We start from the raw sequence: 16,499 nt of genomic DNA, 5'->3' as shown, positions 1-16,499 counted from the left end.
CAATACATTTGAGGAATGTATTTCAGGCGAATTTCTTCCGAACCATGAAAGACGATAAGTCGTTCCAAAATGGCGTAAACGTATCCGAGACTCATTCACATGACGATGGCAATGAGTGGTGGATTATACTGAACCCAGCTAGTGGGAGTGCTGATCACGCGGCTGAAGTGCGTTCACGTGCGGCGGATCGTGGGTATATAATCAGAGAGACGGAGGAAGAGGGTGATGCAGTCGCTCTTGCTAAAGAAGCTGCTGACAAGGACGCCGAATTGGTTGCAGCTTGTGGTGGAGACGGGACTATACACCAGGTCGTCTACGGGCTTACACAGGCAGATTCGCTTACAGATGTAACATTCGCTGTTATTCCGGGGGGAACAGGAAACAATTTCGCCCAGAATATCGGGGTAATGAACATCGAACACGCCTTCGAACTCCTTGGAGCCGGTGAAAGACGACGCATTGATTTGGGCATCGCCGACGGTGAACCATTCACGAATTCCTGTATTGCTGGACTGACAGCAAAGACGAGTGCAGAGACCAGTTCGGATTTGAAAAAACGGTTCGGCACACTTGCCTACGTGATCAGTGGTTTACAGCAAGCAGCTGATTTTGATCCGCTTCACGTAGAAATCGATGCTCAAGAGATGTCTGAAACAAACCCAGCAACATGGACGGGTGACGCGCTCTGCATACTCATTGGCAATGCCCGTCGGTTCACGGGCGGTGGTGGCCAGGCTAACGTAGAAGATGGTCTTTTTGAGATAACGATCGTCGAAGAAATGCCAACGAACGATCTGCTCACTGAGGCTGCGACACAGCGGTTATTTGGACAGGAAACAGAACACGTAACCCAACTTACTACAGAGCAGCTCGAAATCACGAGTCAACAAGATAAGGACATCGAATTTAGCCTGGATGGGGAGATACGTACACACCAGCAGCTCTCACTATCTGTTCGTCCGCAAGAGTTGGAGGTCATTGTCGGTACGAAGTATTGTCCAGAGCCAACAGATAACTGAACGGATTGAGCTATGAGTCTGATTTGAGGACATGTTGTTCGAATTTACATACAAGGAAGTCGATGGGAATTGGCCGTGTATGGGATTATGACGGCTCAATTCTGACAGCTAATAGTTATACATTGTCATCCTCCTGATCCACATAGTGCAGCTTGGAGAAATCAGTAAAACTTCCGAGGATGGAAAAATTCGACTTTCAACAGTCACTTTGTATCCAATAGACTAGCCAATCACACGTCCATCCAACTAATAGGGAGCTGATTTTCGAGTATCCAACAAGGTATTCGTTCAGGAAACCAGGGAGGCTAAGTAGAGATACAACTATGCTAGTATATGAGCTACGATACGACAATCGGTTGGTCGCTACTCAGCTCGGGAATTGTTACATTACTTTTGATTTGGCTCCCAGGCGATTCTCTGTATTGGGGCATCGGTCTGTTGATTCTTGGAACCTTGGTGATGTCTCGCCGGCTCAAGTGAAAACAACATGATTTGAGTAGTCCTTCAGCGTCGGGGATCGATCAAACTGACGATTATCTCAAGGATTATTCTATATTAATTATGAGGTTTATTTACCATCCCTTCCTCGTTTGGACAAGTAAAACAAAAACAGACCACAACTATTTGCAGAGGGAGCACTCTAGTTCCTCGAAACATTGTTTGCTTTAATACACGCCAGCATTAACCGGCATGAGGTTTCAAACATGGCCGCACGCGCACTTTAGCGCTTGAGCGAAGGTATTCTGGAATGGTGTTCATCGCGTTTCTCCGACTCCTGAATTTCTCACTCGCGACCAAAATCTTCTCTCGCGCGCCGCGACCGTGGGCGGAACGTAATCCACACCAGCCCGAGATAGAACATTGCAACGAGCCCTAAAATGATACTCCCAGGTACAACACCGATCGTCGCATTATCTATCCATGTCTTGCCCTGTGCGACAGTGGTGAGTCGGAAGAGCCAGGCAACGAGAAGAAGAAACAACAACCAAAGGTAGATTCGGCGCAGCCGTCGGGCGATCGCCTCTGAAAATGGGATCCTGAGTGTTGGGTCACGGAAGTCCTCGCTAAGTTGCCGGCGCCAATCTCGTTGTTCAACGCCTTCAGAGGGATCAAGTGCGTTCGCAAAGAGATTCTCCTGTAAGATACGAACCCGGGCGCGAAAAACATCATAGTCCTGGTAGCGACGTGCCTCAATTGCAAGAAAAATCGTCGTAACGACAATTCCAGCAAGGATAATAGTGGGTGTACCACTCGTCGAGAAACCATATGCAAGCAGAGCTGCGATGACTGTCACCGCCCACGTTGTCGTTTCATCGAGTCGTTGGCGCCAGGTCGACACACGGTCCATCTCGCCGCGGTAAAAATGGGCCATCACCGAGCCAAGCCCGGTGCTCTGGTCGACCATCTCGCGCCCGATTTCTCGCTCTTCCGGCGCTTCCGGATCAAATCTGTGTGCATCATCGGTGCTCATATGTCTGAGTACACGACACAGCGTATTAAGCTGATTCTTGATCAGTATTGGTGATGGTCGGATGGATAGCGGGCGATGTGGATTGAATATATCGGATCTGAAGGTAGGGGTTGATGGATGCTGATTTCGCAGTCATCGATGTCGATTACTATTTCCCTACCAGTCCTCCAGACACCACCCTAGATATTCTGTCTGATCGGGAGACTTCACTGGAATCAATTCTACACTGACTACAAGAGAAACAGGTACCGAAAATGATGGCCTCGCATGAATAAACTCGTGAGCTTCCTTGTTCCACGACAGGACATACACCCGAAGGCACAGTGGTCTCGGTCACCAGAGGCGTTTACCCCGGCTTGGCTCCACCAGTTCCTACTGTACTGTGTAGATAAATACCATAGCGCATCACGCTGTCGAAGTCACCATACGTCTGAAGCTGTGGGCTTTTTCCTTGAGTGTGTAAAAACGGGGAGAGACTGCCAGCAGAATCGCTAAGTGTAGCCATCGAAAACCTACTTGATAAGGAGCCTGATGGTACGACGAAAGACGCTCAGTCCAAGCGGGATGACAGACGAACACGGGCACTATCACAACGTTCATATTAATTTGCATGAGGATGAGCTGGCAGTAGCCAATATGACGATCGGTGATGAAGTATTCGTTCGTGTTCGCGAGGACAAAATCATTATTCAATCCGCCGACCAAAATGACATCCAACACCAATTCTAATCGGTGACGCGCGACCCATCGTTGATGGACTGGTCGGCCCACGTGAATCGGTCATATTCGGTAAATGGTAAACGGCAACCGACTAGAGTTAATGCTCTTCGAGGATACACGACCACGGGGATGTCATTCTTCCTGTTCTGCTCGTAAATTTGGGTAGATGCGAAAACGAGATGATCGAATAGACAATGTTGGAGGCGAATCTCGTCATCACATAACTATTCAAAGAGCCTTCGCGTGAGGTTCCTTAATCTTCGCTGGGGAGCAGCGGATGGTCATCCGGCGCGCGAGTGCGTCGGCGTTGCACCGCGTCCCACTCCTCGAAGTAGCCGTAGTCGGTCATCGTCGACATCCCGGCGATGGCGGCGCGAAGGCTCAACCCGACCAGCGGCACGTCCGCGACCGTGATGACCACGTCCGCTTGTATCACGGCTCCGTCACGGAGGAGTACGTCGAGCAAATCCACCACGGCGTGGTCGTCTTTCGTCGGTTTCATGCGTCGAGTTCGGGGGCGAACAAGACGGGTTCGCCGTCGGTGCCCATCTCCGAAAATTCGGTCTCTACCGTCGTGTAATCGACCACGCAGTAGAGGTACCGTCCCTCCTCGAACTCCGTCGCGTCCGCCGACCGGACTCCGATCTCAGCCATCGAGGCCCTCCAGTTCTGGTTCGTGCTCCGCGACGTCCACCAGCGCCTCGGTAAGCAGGGCGTCCAAGTCATCGCGGAGGTCATCCACCTCGCGTTCGATTCCTTCGGACTCTTTCAGGCGATCTATCTCCGCTTCCAGCGCCGCCAACTGCGAGCCGAGTCGCTCTATCTCCTCCGGGTCGAGGTCGTCGTGCTCCATCCGCCGAACCGCCTCACGCTCCAAGGCGTCGACTAGCAGTTCGACGAGGGTGACGACGAGCGCGATGAGTCCGCGTCCCGCGTCGTCGCCGTCGATCTCAATCGCGCTCATTCTCCGCCGTCACCTCCTGCGTTTCCTTCTCTTCCTGAGTCTCTTCGGTCTCCTCCTCTTCTCCGGCTTCTTCCGCCTCCACTTCCTCGTCTCCCTCCTCGTTAGATGCCTCGACCGTCACCGCCTCCGACTCCGGAAGTTCTTCGACGCCCGCCACCTCCTCGACGCGCTTCATATCGGTACCCTCCGGAAATTCCAGTCCGTAGTGGGCTGCCGTCTCGAACGAGGCGATGGCAGCTCGGAGTTGGACGCCAAGCAATTCCGTCTCGCCGACTGTCACCGCGATGTCGGCGTTGATGACGACGCCCTTGTCGAGCAGGAGTTCGAGCATCTCCGCGAGGTCGGACTGACTGCGCGTCGGTTTCGCGTCACTCATCGTTTTCCTCCTCGAACCTATCGCCGTAGATTCGCTTCATGTTGGGTGCCGACGAGTATTTCGTCTCCCGCGGAACCGTCGAGAAGCTCCCCGCGCTCCCCATGTCCGTACGCGATTGCGCCATGGTGGAGTAGGCCGTCGGGTTGCGCGAGTTCGGCTGGCCGGGGCCGCCTATCGACTCGTTCTCCGCTTTAATGGCGGCGAGTTCGTTTCGAGTTTCGAGCAGCTTCTCGCGGAACGTCTCGACGCTGTCTTGCAGTTCGGATTGAATCTTCGCTTGGTACAGCTTCGACCGCATCTCGCCGTCTACGTCCACGTCAGCACCTCCCGCGTCGGTGCTCATCCCCGACACCATCCCATCGTCTTCGCCGTCGTCGGAGTCGCCGAGATCGTCGACCGCGTCCTCCAACTCGCGCGCTTCCCGCCAGAGCTTGCGCATGTCCGTCGACCCCCACAGCTTCCGGAGTTCGACCGCTTTGATGAGGCCCAACGTGTCGATGGCCTCCTCCGGGTCGCCCTCGGAGATCGCCTTCGGAATATCTTCGACGTCGATGGCCTCGGAAGCGTCCGACGAGTCGACGATGTCCGGGACATCGGTCAAGTCGATCTCGTCGAGCACGTCTTCCCCTTCGTCCAATACCGACCAGAGCTTTTCCGCTTCGTCTGCAACCTCTTCGAACGACTCCGACGATTCGAACGCCGATTTCAGTCGCTCGACGACCGACCGCACCTCCTTCTCGAACGCTTCGATCTGTTTGTCATCCATCTTCCGACCCTCCGAACCGCAGTTCGAGCACGCCGTTGTTATACGCCGCCGCCGTCACGTGCATATCGCTCCGGTCGAGGTCGAGACGCTTGACGGGTTGCTCTGCGTCTCGAATCTCGACCGTGCCCATCTGGTCGTCGAACCTGACCGAGAGGTCGTCTTCCGACACGTCCGGTACGTCGACGGTGACGACGAGCTCGTCACCCTCCTCCCGAACGTCCGTGAGGTACTCTTGGCGCGACGCCGACGAACGTCGTTGGCTTTGCGGGGAGTCGGTACTGATGGAGTCGAACGTGACCGCGTAGTTGATTCGCCCCCCGGCATCGCCGAGTTCTCCGGAGCGCGTTCTGCTCCCGTCTTCTTCGGCGAGCGCGTTCGCCAATCTGACTAGCCGTTCGAACAATCCCATTATCCTTTTACCTCGACTTTTCCGTTCCGCAATCGCTCGTGAACTTCCTCCGCAACCTCCAGTTGCGCTTTGAGTTCGTCTTTCCGCGCTCGGTACTCCTCGTTCGACAGTTCACCGATTTCGTATAGCAAGTGCATCTCCTTGAGTTCGTCCTGAATCCCCTCCACGTCGTACATCTCGTCCAGCGCCATCGAGTGGAGAACGTCGAGGAGCGAGACGAACGGTCGCACGAGCGAGTCATCGACGACGATCATCGTTGCGCTCCGATCTCGATGTCCACGAAGTTGTACGGTGCCCACGGTCCGGTGTACTGGACGGTGAGGTCGCCGTACTCCTCGCGCACATCGTCCACGACCTCGCCGAACGCTTCGCGGTCGTCTTGGGCGACGAGGTACGAGCGGTTCAACACGAGTCGATCGCTGAACAGATCGTCGTCCGTCTCGCCCGCCGCGATTTCCGACAGTCGTCCTCCCACATCGTCGCGGATCTCCTCGCGAGGGAGGTCGGCATCCTCGTCGGCGACGAGTTTGACGCCGAGTTCGACGTGGCCGTCCACCTCGTGGAGGGCTTTCGTGAACGCCCGCCTCGCCCCGCGGAGGACGGTCTTCAGGGTTCGGTTGTCCTTGAACGCCATCCCGAACTGCATCGGGACGACGGCGTCCACGTCGTCGCGTTCGAGCACACGACGGAGCACCTCGTCGTGCGCTTTGCTGTCCTCGTCGGTTCGTTCGGGGTCGGTCGTGTCGATGTCCGAGACGACGGCGGAGAGTGTTTGGTAATCGACGGTGTACACTCGGTCCGCGCCACCAACCGCGTCGGCGTCGAACTCGAACTCGTTCTGTTCGACCACCCCGTAGACGTATCGGTTCGAACTCATCGTTACCAGTGCAATAGTGTCCTCAACTATAAATGGACGTGACGGGCGCTAATAAGCCGTGGGGGGGAAATAGTAAGCATACGCCTCGTTCACAGCAAATCGGATAGTTTGGCGACGCTGTGCGAAGCCATCATTGCGCAGTTTTTCTCTGTTTTAGTTCGTCTAGCAGGTCGTTCGCCAGCGTCTGGAGATCCTTATCCGAGAGGTCATCTAGGTCAAGGCTCTGCTCTGCCTCTGAATCGTCCTCGGCTTCCATTTCCTCTTTGTTCGACTCATCTTCTTCCTCCGGCGTTTCGGCGTCTTCCGTCTCCGTCCCCGCTTCGTCGGGATCCTCCTCGCTATCGGATTCCTGCTCGGTGTCTTTCCCCTCGCCGCCATCTTCGCCACTTTCTTCCCTGGGCTCGGTTCTACCTATGGGTGCATCGGCGAGTATCTGGTTTGCCTCCTCCTTGCTCAGCTCGAAAGCATCTTGAATACGCTGGCGGATGAGTTGCTCGCGCGAGGTGTCGTCGGACGCTTCGCGCTCGCCTCTACCGAACCGGCTCTCGACTCGCACCCCAACCGACTCCCCAAATTTGCGTCCAAGGAGCATCCCCAGTCCACAGCCAATCAACCCACCAAGGTCGCGCCCGACGGTGCCACCGTTCTCTCGCTTCTCGAGGAGTTCGTCGAACAGCTGTTCGACGTTTGCTTCCTCCTGTAAACTCTCTTCGAGCAATTCCCGTGCCGATTGCGTATCGTCGCTCATATATTCCCCGAGTATTCGTTGGCGGTGAAAATCTCTCGCTGTTTGCCGACGTTTTCGCGCCGATACCGCCCGGCGCGATCGTAGCCTCGAACATTTCCGGTCATGTCGAGATTGATAACGTACCGCCCGAGGATGTCTTGCGTGTCGGGAATCGCGCTCCGTTCGACCATATCTGCGACCACTCGCCACCTGTCTTCGTGGTCTTCAACCTCAACGACTCCGTCGAGTGGTGAGCCGACGAGGTCAGTTGTCGGAGCTCGTCCTATGTCCCGCGCGTCTACCACGTCTATCTCACTCTCCGTCTCCATCTTGGTCTTTACCTCGTCCTCCGCATCGTGTTCCGTATCGTGTTCGGACTCCTCGACAGCGTCGGCGAGTCGGTCGATGACATCGTCGAGTTCGCCGATACTGGAGTCGTCCATTCGGTGGCTCATTGTCTCCCCCAAAGGCACGTCGATACCCACGACAATAACTCATGTGCCCCTCATCGGGAATTTCTCGTCGGACATTCGTCGTCATTTAATCCAGCAGTGGCGTAATGGCTAATTTCGACCACAATGTCTCAATTCGATACGAGTATCGTTAACTTCGCTTCTCTTTCTTTAAAATAGGTTACAACGACGATCTGAATCGTCAAGAGGCGTTCGGCAGAATTATATACTATAGGGACAGAATCCCACTGATTGCCTATGGCACGATCAAATCCAGATTCGTCCAGTCTCGCGGAAGTGCTGGATCGAATCCTCGACAAGGGTGTCGTCATCGACGTGTGGGCACGCATCTCCGTCGTCGGTATCGAGGTGCTGACGGTCGAGGCGCGCGTCGTCGTCGCGTCAGTCGATACGTTCATCCACTACGCCAAGGAGATGTCGAAGATAGAACATGCCGAGGCGGGCGAGGAAGTTGACTTCGAGGAAGTAGATGTAAAGGCCACCACATCGTAGGAACTCGCTGAAACATCATGTCGGAAGCCGACCAGTGCCGGGCGCTCACCGAGTCTAGCGGTCGCTGTTCACGCCCGGCACAGGACGACGGGTTTTGCTTTCAACATGATTCTAACGACGAGACGATAGGCGACGCCGACGAACACGAGGATGACGACGTGAGCGAACAAGGCGAACAGCAAGAGACCGAACGCAATGCGGGCGAGAAGACAGAGGGCGCGAACAAAGAACGTGACGGCCACTTCGGCGTGATGGACGTCCGAGAGACGATGGAGGACGTTGCCGCTGACCTGGTCGGCCACCCGCTCGACGGTATTATCGAGATAACCGAGAAAGAGGATGGCTGGGAGGTCGTCGTCGAGATAGTCGAACGAAGTTCAATCCCGGATACGCAGGACATTCTCGGACAGTACGCGGTGGCGTTGAACGAGTCGGGCGAGGTAACCGGCTATCGTCTCGGAGAACGATATCGTCGAGGCGACGACCGCGAACGGTAGATCATCGCTTTTTGACGCTGAGGGACATGCAGGCGATAGAGAGCAACAGGCATTCGTTCACGTCAAAGTCGAGAATAAATCCCGGAAAAGGCGTTTCTTACGATGGAAATGGATACAAGTATAAAACAGCGGCAGATACAGTTCACTGCCGACCAATGGCGACAGTGCCAGTGAGTCTCATAAGGAGACGAAATCCACATAGCGGGTAAAAACACCAGATGCAATGTGGTAGACAGTCAAGAGGCTGTTTGATGGTTTGACGAGTCTGGTAGGAGGATGTAGGATGGGGAGCACACCTGCCCGTTAGTTCAATGGACTAACTCTCAAAGGAAGGGGGCTGTATGACCCCTCCCCGAGCCTGCCGGTCGAGCAAACCGGCACGCGAACACACGGACAAGCGCCCAATAGGCTTTGTGACCGTGGCTGACATGCGTCTGCTATGCGTCTGACTGGAGTTGCTTACAACTGCCGTCTAAGATACTCGCCAGTGCCGATGAACGAGCATGAATTACCCATCAGTCAAGGGTACCACAACGTTCATGTCCGCCTGCCGGAAGAGAGGGCCTCAGAATCCGGAAAGAGAATTCGGAGATCCCGCTTCTCTTCATCAACTGTGGCAATCAGGATCGTTCCGTCTCCTTCGCCGAGGATTTGGACAAGCGTTGGGATGCTCTGATTCTCGGCGATCTGCACAGTCACACTCATAATCCCGCCCTCGGTGGTTCACGGTTACGACTTGTGAGGACAAAACGATATTGTCCAACTACGGAACAGACGTCAGAGTGATACGCGAAGAAGCGATCGCCTCAGCTTACCGACCGAGAAGATGGCGAAGAAGGATACCGACACCAACGACAAACAGCTGCAGGCGATCCTGTTGACGGCATGCGGTCGTCTGCTCCTAGGTCGCTTCGAGCATACGACTAGTATTGAAATTCAGAAGATAAAGTTATGAGGAGTGTATCGGCGTTGTTCCGGACAAGACATACCAGAGGAAGCCGTCGTCATCTTGGATATCGGACTTCCAGTCTACAGTCAGCAACGTCCATATTAGAAAGGAGTACTCTAAAAATGGTAGAGAGCAGTGTCCACACCATTTAGAAGATTGGGACTCAGTCATTCGACCGCCAGCCCTGTCCTTTCCTATATAATGAACATCCAAGTCAAAACCCTGTCTATGGTATGTTCACGGATATTCTGGCGAAAAATAACCGGTGATAGATTGGTAGAACTGCTACTCTTCAACTTCGAAGCCGATCTTGAGTTTGGTTCTGAACGTGGGAGCATCGCCGCTCAATTGGAGCGACTGATCCTGTACGACAGCCCATTGGATCTGTTCGATCGTCTGCTCGGTTCGTTCGACCGCAGTGAGAGCAGCGTCTTCCCACGAGTCGGCACTTGTCGCCGTGATTGTGATCTCTTTGAACACACTCATGCCACCGAGACAAACGCGATGATCATGCTTAATGATTATTTATAACTATCTCGACAGGGATCCAGTTGTCAAAAGTCTTATGAGGTTACCAAAAATAAAGTAGTAAACGAAGTTTTAGGAGGTTCGTATTTAAAGGTGCTCGTAGATCACCAGCAGAGCGCCAAGATCCTTTTTAATAATAGATAATAACAGATATTTTTAATAATATTATAGAGAAAGATATGCGAGCTAGTCGATAATAGAAAATATTGTTATATGTTACCCATCTACTATAATAGAGGACGGGAGAGAACATATAACGTGAATTATTCCTTCATAGTCGCACTCAGAGGTAGAAACAGAATCCACATGACGTAGACCGAAGCGTATCATCTGTCCGGATGATAACACCACTTTCACAGTCTGCACAGAGTCCCTCATAGACGATGAAACCAGCCGATATAGTTTGGACTGTTGTTTTTACCCGCTCTAATTCCGCGATTGTCGGTTCTTGTTGCTCGGTTTGACGTTGAAGCTGAGCGAGCTGCTCAATTTGCAAATTCTGTTCTGCTTACCTCTTCTCTCTTCTTCTCCAAACCTTCATCCGCCACTCACCAATCCGATACTATGATCTGCTCACTTCGAGCTATACATACAACGACAAAACACAATGTAGCGTATGATAGTCTTGACAATCTCTCCCTTCTTTCCCCTGATGTAGTTTACTCACATTGTCTTGTGGTCACAGTATCTCACGATCAATGCGAACAGAGAGGTCTCACTTGCCCATTTGTTGAGTGAAGTGTTTAATTCTGTGTCGGTCATATAATCAAACGTCATTAGTTTAGTTATATTGATGGATCATTTGCTGATCTCATGCTACGAGAGCGACAGAGCTATCGATAGAGAACACGAATAATCATGTATGTTTACGCGAATCCTTCTTCCAATCGATGCGAATGATACAGCAATGAATACGATTGCCGCCGGCCTCGAGTTGGCCGAGGGATCCGGTGCTGCCCTTCACATCATTTCATTTGTCGACGTTGATCCATCCACCGAACGTGACTCGCTATACGAGGCATTTAATGCGAGTAACCGGTCAGTTGTCGATGCTGTGATCGCACGCACGGCACAGTCGAGTGCACAAACAGTTACGGTATCGATCGCCGCTGGCGCACCAGCTCAAGTGATCAGACAGTACGCCACTGAGCATGAGATCGACTGCATCGTCATGGGAACACAAGATCAGACCAACCTCGAGTATATCCTTGACGAGAGGGTTATGGAAGCCGTTCTTCGACAAGTCGAGGTTCCTGTTTACACGGTTCCCCTCCACAGCCAGAGTGGAATCCAGAGACAGAGGAAGGTGCAGTAGAGGCGACTACTCGTTAAATGACTTCAAAGCGATTTTCCCTCCAATATACTCAGGAAATGATCTCAGAGATAAAGACGTTTCGTGAACACATAAACGAGACCGTTCGCTGGGCAATCGCAGTGATGACAGTGATGATTGTTTTTGCGTTTGTGACCCCTGAAAACGCGCCGCAGTTCTTGTTGATCGGCATAATTGCAATCACCCTGTACCTCGCCGTTGATACCAGTCAGCATCGTCTCTCTACAGCTCTTCACGTAGCTGCCCAATTAAACGGAGAAGACGAGGCCCCGAACACGATCGATCCACCAGAGATACTCGGTTGGCATCGACAGGCCCAGTGGGGTGATCCGCTACCTGCAGTCTCGTACCGGGAAGTTTTTTCTCAGCGTCTTCGACAGAGTTACTTCGTCTTGTACCTCGTTCTCGGCGGTGCCTGGCTCGTGTATCTCACTCTCTATACTCCTGGCGAGGGATGGCGTGACGCGGCGGCGATCCCCGGTGTACCTGGGAACATGGTCGTGAGCGTCTTCATCGGCTTCTATCTACTTCTGACGATATTGACCCTCTGGCCAACTGAGCGCCGCCCAACGGACGAGCAGCACTAAGCCTTTTCAAATGCACTGATAATTAGTGGAGATGGTACGGGCTGAGTCGTCGTCCTTATTGTTCGGCATGTTCTGTATCCTGCTCGTTTGCACCCTCAGAAGCAGGTTCAGAATTTGATGAAACTGCTGCCTTAGAAGCATCTGAGACTGTCTCATCTGAGGGATCAGTCTCACTCTCGGTCCCGCCATCTGAATCTGGAATGGGATCACCAGCAGCTGCAGTCGGTGTGAGTGCCTGGCCATGAAGCAGCTCGGGCAAGACAATGCGTGTACTATGGATGAGCAGCACCAACAGGAGCGGCCCAAAGAACAGGCCGTACCAGCCGAACAGAAGTGGGCCGATGATATAGGCGAATAAGACTAGGCCGACATGGAGATTCCGCCCCGAAATATACGGCCGCAGTAACAATTCAGTCACCCCATCCACAACTACGACCGCAGCCAGCAAGAACGCAAGTGGAAACCAAATTGACTGTGGATTCGAGAGGAGCGCACGACCAGCAAGATAGAGCCCAATCGGTACATACACCAGCTTCATCCCCACCACGGGAATCAAGCTCGCAAGCCCTGTCAACAGCCCGAGCAACACGGCCGCAGGAATCGTCAACCCGGATGGTGCGATACTATCGAGGAGCGTATAGGTAATCGCTGCAACGATCGCGACCACGAATGCATTCAGAATATTCCCGAAATAGATCGTCTCCAAATCAGTATCGACTTCTTCCAAATACGCATGCGTCGCGCTATCCGGCCCACTAATCCGGGAGGTAAACCACATTGCAAGCTTGTGATCATCCCGGAGCAGATAGAATGCGATCACCAGGGCAATAAATACATGGAGGAGTCCCGTGACCACCGCTCCGAGATACTCACCAGCCGAGACAAGGATTTTGCTCGCAGTCTTCGGATCGAGAACCTACGTGAGTTGCTGGGGATTCGACAAAAATCGCTGAAAAACCCCTTGTGCGTTTTGTGAGCCCGAGAGTCTCTTGAGATACGGACCAAGCAGAGCCTGGTACTGGCGGAGATCCGCTCCAACGAGCGAACTCAGTTGTTGGATACTCACCAGAACTGTATAGACGATAAGGAGGAGTCCCGGCAATGAAATCGCACCCAGTGCAACAGCCGCGGCAAGACTTCGCGGACGGACGCGATGGCTCAGTCGCTGATACACAGGACGTGTCGCATAATAGATGAACAACCCCAAGACGAACGTTCCTAGATATGAGTAGAGGATAAAGGCGAAAAGCACACCAAGTGTACTGAAGATCAACCACCAGGCGATCCGTTCGCGATTCTGCGTGAGACTCGAGTTCATGCACCGTAGCTCAGTAAGACGTACTCTAAAATCCTTTTGCCCACCACTCAGAATAACAATATATAATATATGTGATTAATAGTGGTACAGCATCGACACGATCCTCGATTTTATCTTTACCATCTAATTCTTTTCGTGATCGCTTTCCAGCGTTCTCAACGTATATTTCGCTGATTAATATATTTCTATAACTTATATACGACATTAGGTTACTTTGTGATGTGGCTCACAAGGACATCAACATATTATCTAAAAAGTTAAGTATAGTATTTGCCAAGCTCTTCAGTCTCTTGTCTGTACCTTATCCATCGCATAAGTTATAAGAATAGTGTTCAAATTACTGCAAAGGTTTATTATCGCCTACTCCAATCCATTTCATGGCATTGGTCGTGCATGAACCGGGACACACCACTGCAACAGCCTTCACACAAACCGGTTCACCAAGGGGAAACCGATGACGATAATCGGAGCGCGTGCCACACCACTCTACTTATCGAGAGTGGCAAAGAGGAGCTGCGGTCAGAACGGCTCACGCAGCTCCTGATATTCCCCATTCAGAGAAATTATGTCCAATCGACTCAAAGCGACTGTGCACGTCCTTCAAACGGTGTATCAGCGTGCATCTACTAACCGACTCCCGTTTTTAGCGGGCAGTCTCGCATTCCATGCGTTTGTTTCCCTGCTTCCCGCCCTGTTGCTCCTCCTTATTACTGCGTCCCTCCTCGGGGGACAGGATTTTACGACGGCGGTGATCCATCTCACTCGGCGCTACCTGAGTCCCAGTGGTCAGGCACTCCTCGCCGAGGCATTGCAAAATGCATCAATGCGTCTTCGAAGCTCAGTTCTCGGCCTCCTTGTCCTGCTCTGGAGTACCTACCGTATCGTTTGGGGACTTGAAGTCGTATTCGCCGAGCTCTATGGAAAGCCATCGCAGAACGCCGGCCGCCACCACCTCCGCGACACACTCGTCGGCTTTGTCGCACTCAGTTTTGCGACCGTCGTCGTGCTGATAAGTACGACACTGTTCACGCTCATTCCGCAACTTGCCACGTTCGAGCTTGTGAGTCCCCTCGTCTCATTAGTTGGGCTGACAATTGCATTCTTCCTCATTTACTATGCCTTTCCGCCAATTCCGATCGCAATACACGAGGCCCTGCCGGGAACGATTGTCGCAGCAGTCGGCTGGACTGTACTACAAGTCCTCTTTCACGTCTATGTGACTGTGACACCGGTCTACGATGCGTATGGTGTCATCGGTGGTGTGATTCTGTTATTACTTTGGCTCTATTCTGGGGCATTCATCCTCCTTCTGGGCATCGTCATTAACGGAGTACTGACAGATCGAATGCAAACAACACGCTCATTTAGCACGCTACTCAGGACGAAACTTCGGCGCTTCAAAAGCGACGATTCCACGTCATAAGTGAATCGCAGTAGAGCAGCGTAGACCTGTTTTACCGGCCATGACTGTGGGATCATGCCACCAATACACTCCGACATCGTCCACAGTTGGGATGAGATCATCCCACGTCTCACACTATTGGATAATCATTGGGACGAAGTTCCAGACGATCAGCTCTAAGCATCCCAGTGCATCGATAGTAGATGAGCGTTTCAGTCACGAACGAACGACTGCGAGCGAGTGTTAGCTTCTGGAGTGAATATGTGACCGATAGAAAAACCTATTCGATGTCTACTTCAATTACTCACATGGCCTTCACATTCCTTTTGCTTCTTGGGTTGTTCGTTGCCGTGTTCGTCGGCTTCAATATCGGGGGATCATCGACCGGCGTTGCCTTCGGCCCAGCCGTCGGCAGTCGTGTCGTCTCAAAACTTGCTGCCGCCGGCCTCATGACTGGATTTGCCCTCCTTGGTGGCTGGACTGTGGGGCGCAATGTGATCAAAACCATGGGCGGTGAGATCGTTCCACAGAGCGAGTTCACACTTATCGCCAGCGTCGGCGTCCTCTTTTTCGTCGGGCTTGCCCTGTTAATATCGAACCTCTTCGGCGTCCCAGCGTCGACCTCAATGACTGCCGTTGGGGCAATCGCTGGCCTTGGAGTCGCAACCGGTAGTCTCAACGAGGGGATCATGCTTGAAATCGTCTCCTGGTGGCTCATCGCACCCGTCATCGCATTCTGGGTGTGTGCGATGATTGGTCGATATCTCTACCCCTATCTTGACGCCTGGCTCGCCATCGATAGCTCGTCAGGCGCACTACTCGTTCGTGACCAATCCAGCGTCATTCCCCGGCCACGAATCGCCTCCGGGACATCCGCACGGGAACTGATTAGTGGTGCACTCGTTGTGGTGATCGGCTGTTACATGGCGTTCAGCGCGGGTGCGAGTAATACGGCAAATGCCGTTGCACCGCTCGTCGGAAGCGGTGAATTAGGCCTTGAACCAGGAATTCTTCTGGCCGGTGGCGCAATCGGGCTTGGTGCGTTCACGATCGCGCGCCGCACGCTCGAAACCGTCGGGAATGATTTGACGGATCTCCCCCTTTTAGCGGCGCTCATCGTCGAAGTGGTAAGCGCAAGTCTCATCACCTTTCTCTCGGCGATTGGGATTCCTGCGAGCCTCGCCGTGAGTGCGACCATGTGTATCGTCGGGCTTGGCTGGGGACGTGCATCTCGAACCATCACCCTATCCGAAGCGACAACAGTTGCACTCCAGGGTGAAAAGGGTTCCAAAATCTCGGTTGACGCTCTCGCCGCGGATAGCCATAGCACCACCGTCAATCCGAACCCGGTACAACAGATTGGGAAAGAAGATCCAACTGAGCTCACGCCAACTGATCTATTCAATCCAGCAACCACCGCACGGGTGATCACCCTTTGGATTCTCACGCCGTCAATCGCTGCGCTTGCCTCCTATCTGGTCTTCCAGTTCCTGCCTCTGCCAGGGCTATAAAGAGGGAGAATATCGACAGTAGACGCAAACCAGTTTTGGTCAGCACAATGGTGACTGCCCTTGAGACTGGCATTGCCTCG

Annotated in this window: 22 protein-coding genes; 8 read left to right on the top strand and 14 right to left on the bottom strand. The window is 53.1% G+C overall.

Going from position 1 to position 16,499, the window contains the following annotated elements:
* Nucleotides 1–44 precede the first annotated feature (44 nt).
* Nucleotides 45–1,019 carry a diacylglycerol/lipid kinase family protein gene (locus LIW51_RS36365; protein ID WP_227380753.1) on the top strand — a complete coding sequence of 325 codons (975 nt, stop codon included), beginning with the start codon at nt 45–47 and terminating at the stop codon, nt 1,017–1,019.
* Nucleotides 1,020–1,803: 784 nt separating this feature from the next.
* Here LIW51_RS36365 and LIW51_RS36360 read toward each other — a convergent pair.
* Entirely contained in the window at nt 1,804–2,490 is a 687-nt protein-coding gene (locus tag LIW51_RS36360; RefSeq protein ID WP_227380752.1) for a DUF2270 domain-containing protein, read from the bottom strand.
* A gap of 531 nt (nt 2,491–3,021) precedes the next feature.
* On the opposite strand from LIW51_RS36360, the gene LIW51_RS36355 reads away from it, so the two are divergent.
* Entirely contained in the window at nt 3,022–3,219 is a 198-nt protein-coding gene (locus LIW51_RS36355; protein ID WP_227380751.1) for a hypothetical protein, read from the top strand.
* Between the two features lie 244 nt (nt 3,220–3,463).
* Here LIW51_RS36355 and gvpM read toward each other — a convergent pair whose 3' ends face one another.
* The 10 genes from gvpM to gvpO (LIW51_RS36305) all read right to left on the bottom strand — a co-directional run bounded on the left by gvpM (nt 3,464) and on the right by gvpO (LIW51_RS36305) (nt 7,772).
* Entirely contained in the window at nt 3,464–3,712 is a 249-nt protein-coding gene (gvpM, locus tag LIW51_RS36350; protein ID WP_227380750.1) for a gas vesicle protein GvpM, read from the bottom strand.
* Nucleotides 3,709–3,864 carry a hypothetical protein gene (locus tag LIW51_RS36345; protein ID WP_227380749.1) on the bottom strand — a complete coding sequence of 52 codons (156 nt, stop codon included), beginning with the start codon at nt 3,862–3,864 and terminating at the stop codon, nt 3,709–3,711. The genes gvpM and LIW51_RS36345 overlap by 4 nt, the downstream gene beginning before the upstream one ends.
* Nucleotides 3,857–4,174: a gas vesicle protein GvpK gene (gene gvpK, locus LIW51_RS36340; RefSeq protein ID WP_227380748.1), complete on the bottom strand. Its 318-nt coding sequence runs from the start codon at nt 4,172–4,174 to the stop codon at nt 3,857–3,859. Before gvpK ends, LIW51_RS36345 begins: the two co-directional genes overlap by 8 nt.
* Entirely contained in the window at nt 4,161–4,550 is a 390-nt protein-coding gene (gvpJ, locus tag LIW51_RS36335) for a gas vesicle protein GvpJ (protein ID WP_227380747.1), read from the bottom strand. Before gvpJ ends, gvpK begins: the two co-directional genes overlap by 14 nt.
* A complete protein-coding gene (locus LIW51_RS36330; protein WP_227380746.1) occupies nt 4,543–5,316 on the bottom strand; it encodes a hypothetical protein in 774 nt (257 codons plus the stop codon). Before LIW51_RS36330 ends, gvpJ begins: the two co-directional genes overlap by 8 nt.
* Nucleotides 5,309–5,725 (bottom strand): gas vesicle protein GvpH, encoded by a 417-nt coding sequence (gene gvpH, locus LIW51_RS36325; RefSeq protein ID WP_227380745.1) that lies wholly within the window; start codon nt 5,723–5,725, stop codon nt 5,309–5,311. The genes LIW51_RS36330 and gvpH overlap by 8 nt, the downstream gene beginning before the upstream one ends.
* Nucleotides 5,725–5,979, bottom strand: coding sequence for a gas vesicle protein GvpG (gvpG, locus tag LIW51_RS36320; protein WP_227380744.1), 255 nt, complete (start codon nt 5,977–5,979; stop codon nt 5,725–5,727). The genes gvpH and gvpG overlap by 1 nt, the downstream gene beginning before the upstream one ends.
* Nucleotides 5,976–6,602, bottom strand: a complete 627-nt coding sequence (locus LIW51_RS36315) for a GvpL/GvpF family gas vesicle protein (RefSeq protein ID WP_227380743.1) — start codon at nt 6,600–6,602, stop codon at nt 5,976–5,978. Before LIW51_RS36315 ends, gvpG begins: the two co-directional genes overlap by 4 nt.
* Before the next feature lie 130 nt (nt 6,603–6,732).
* Complete coding sequence (locus LIW51_RS36310; protein ID WP_227380742.1) at nt 6,733–7,350, bottom strand: hypothetical protein; 618 nt, start codon at nt 7,348–7,350, stop codon at nt 6,733–6,735.
* A complete protein-coding gene (gene gvpO, locus LIW51_RS36305; protein ID WP_227380741.1) occupies nt 7,347–7,772 on the bottom strand; it encodes a gas vesicle protein GvpO in 426 nt (141 codons plus the stop codon). Before gvpO (LIW51_RS36305) ends, LIW51_RS36310 begins: the two co-directional genes overlap by 4 nt.
* A gap of 267 nt (nt 7,773–8,039) precedes the next feature.
* Between gvpO (LIW51_RS36305) and gvpA the strand changes: the two genes are divergently transcribed.
* The gene (gene gvpA, locus LIW51_RS36300; RefSeq protein WP_227380740.1) at nt 8,040–8,294 is read left to right on the top strand and encodes a gas vesicle protein GvpA; all 255 of its coding nucleotides are present in this window, start codon (nt 8,040–8,042) and stop codon (nt 8,292–8,294) included.
* Between the two features lie 17 nt (nt 8,295–8,311).
* Complete coding sequence (gene gvpO, locus LIW51_RS36295) at nt 8,312–8,791, top strand: gas vesicle protein GvpO, halophile-type (RefSeq protein WP_227380739.1); 480 nt, start codon at nt 8,312–8,314, stop codon at nt 8,789–8,791.
* Between the two features lie 537 nt (nt 8,792–9,328).
* Here the strand turns inward: gvpO (LIW51_RS36295) and LIW51_RS36290 are convergent.
* Nucleotides 9,329–9,496, bottom strand: coding sequence for a hypothetical protein (locus LIW51_RS36290; RefSeq protein WP_227380738.1), 168 nt, complete (start codon nt 9,494–9,496; stop codon nt 9,329–9,331).
* Between the two features lie 529 nt (nt 9,497–10,025).
* Nucleotides 10,026–10,226: a dodecin family protein gene (locus tag LIW51_RS36285; protein ID WP_227380737.1), complete on the bottom strand. Its 201-nt coding sequence runs from the start codon at nt 10,224–10,226 to the stop codon at nt 10,026–10,028.
* A gap of 949 nt (nt 10,227–11,175) precedes the next feature.
* Between LIW51_RS36285 and LIW51_RS36280 the strand changes: the two genes are divergently transcribed.
* Nucleotides 11,176–11,583 carry a universal stress protein gene (locus LIW51_RS36280; protein WP_255767751.1) on the top strand — a complete coding sequence of 136 codons (408 nt, stop codon included), beginning with the start codon at nt 11,176–11,178 and terminating at the stop codon, nt 11,581–11,583.
* A gap of 17 nt (nt 11,584–11,600) precedes the next feature.
* Nucleotides 11,601–12,188, top strand: coding sequence for a DUF2270 domain-containing protein (locus LIW51_RS36275; protein ID WP_227380735.1), 588 nt, complete (start codon nt 11,601–11,603; stop codon nt 12,186–12,188).
* Between the two features lie 55 nt (nt 12,189–12,243).
* On the opposite strand, the gene LIW51_RS40615 is transcribed toward LIW51_RS36275, so the two are convergent.
* Complete coding sequence (locus tag LIW51_RS40615; protein ID WP_255767750.1) at nt 12,244–13,044, bottom strand: AI-2E family transporter; 801 nt, start codon at nt 13,042–13,044, stop codon at nt 12,244–12,246.
* A 1,027-nt stretch (nt 13,045–14,071) separates the two neighbouring features.
* Between LIW51_RS40615 and LIW51_RS36265 the strand changes: the two genes are divergently transcribed.
* The gene (locus tag LIW51_RS36265; RefSeq protein WP_227380734.1) at nt 14,072–14,929 is read left to right on the top strand and encodes a YihY/virulence factor BrkB family protein; all 858 of its coding nucleotides are present in this window, start codon (nt 14,072–14,074) and stop codon (nt 14,927–14,929) included.
* 287 nt (nt 14,930–15,216) lie between these two features.
* Nucleotides 15,217–16,419, top strand: a complete 1,203-nt coding sequence (locus LIW51_RS36260) for an inorganic phosphate transporter (RefSeq protein ID WP_227380733.1) — start codon at nt 15,217–15,219, stop codon at nt 16,417–16,419.
* Nucleotides 16,420–16,499: the final 80 nt, after the last annotated feature.

The sequence above is a fragment of the Haladaptatus halobius genome (genome assembly GCF_020618475.1).
Classification (GTDB): Archaea; Halobacteriota; Halobacteria; order Halobacteriales; family Haladaptataceae; genus Haladaptatus; species Haladaptatus halobius.
Note: the sequence above shows the minus strand (reverse complement) of the source record. Positions and strands in the feature narration are given on the sequence as shown.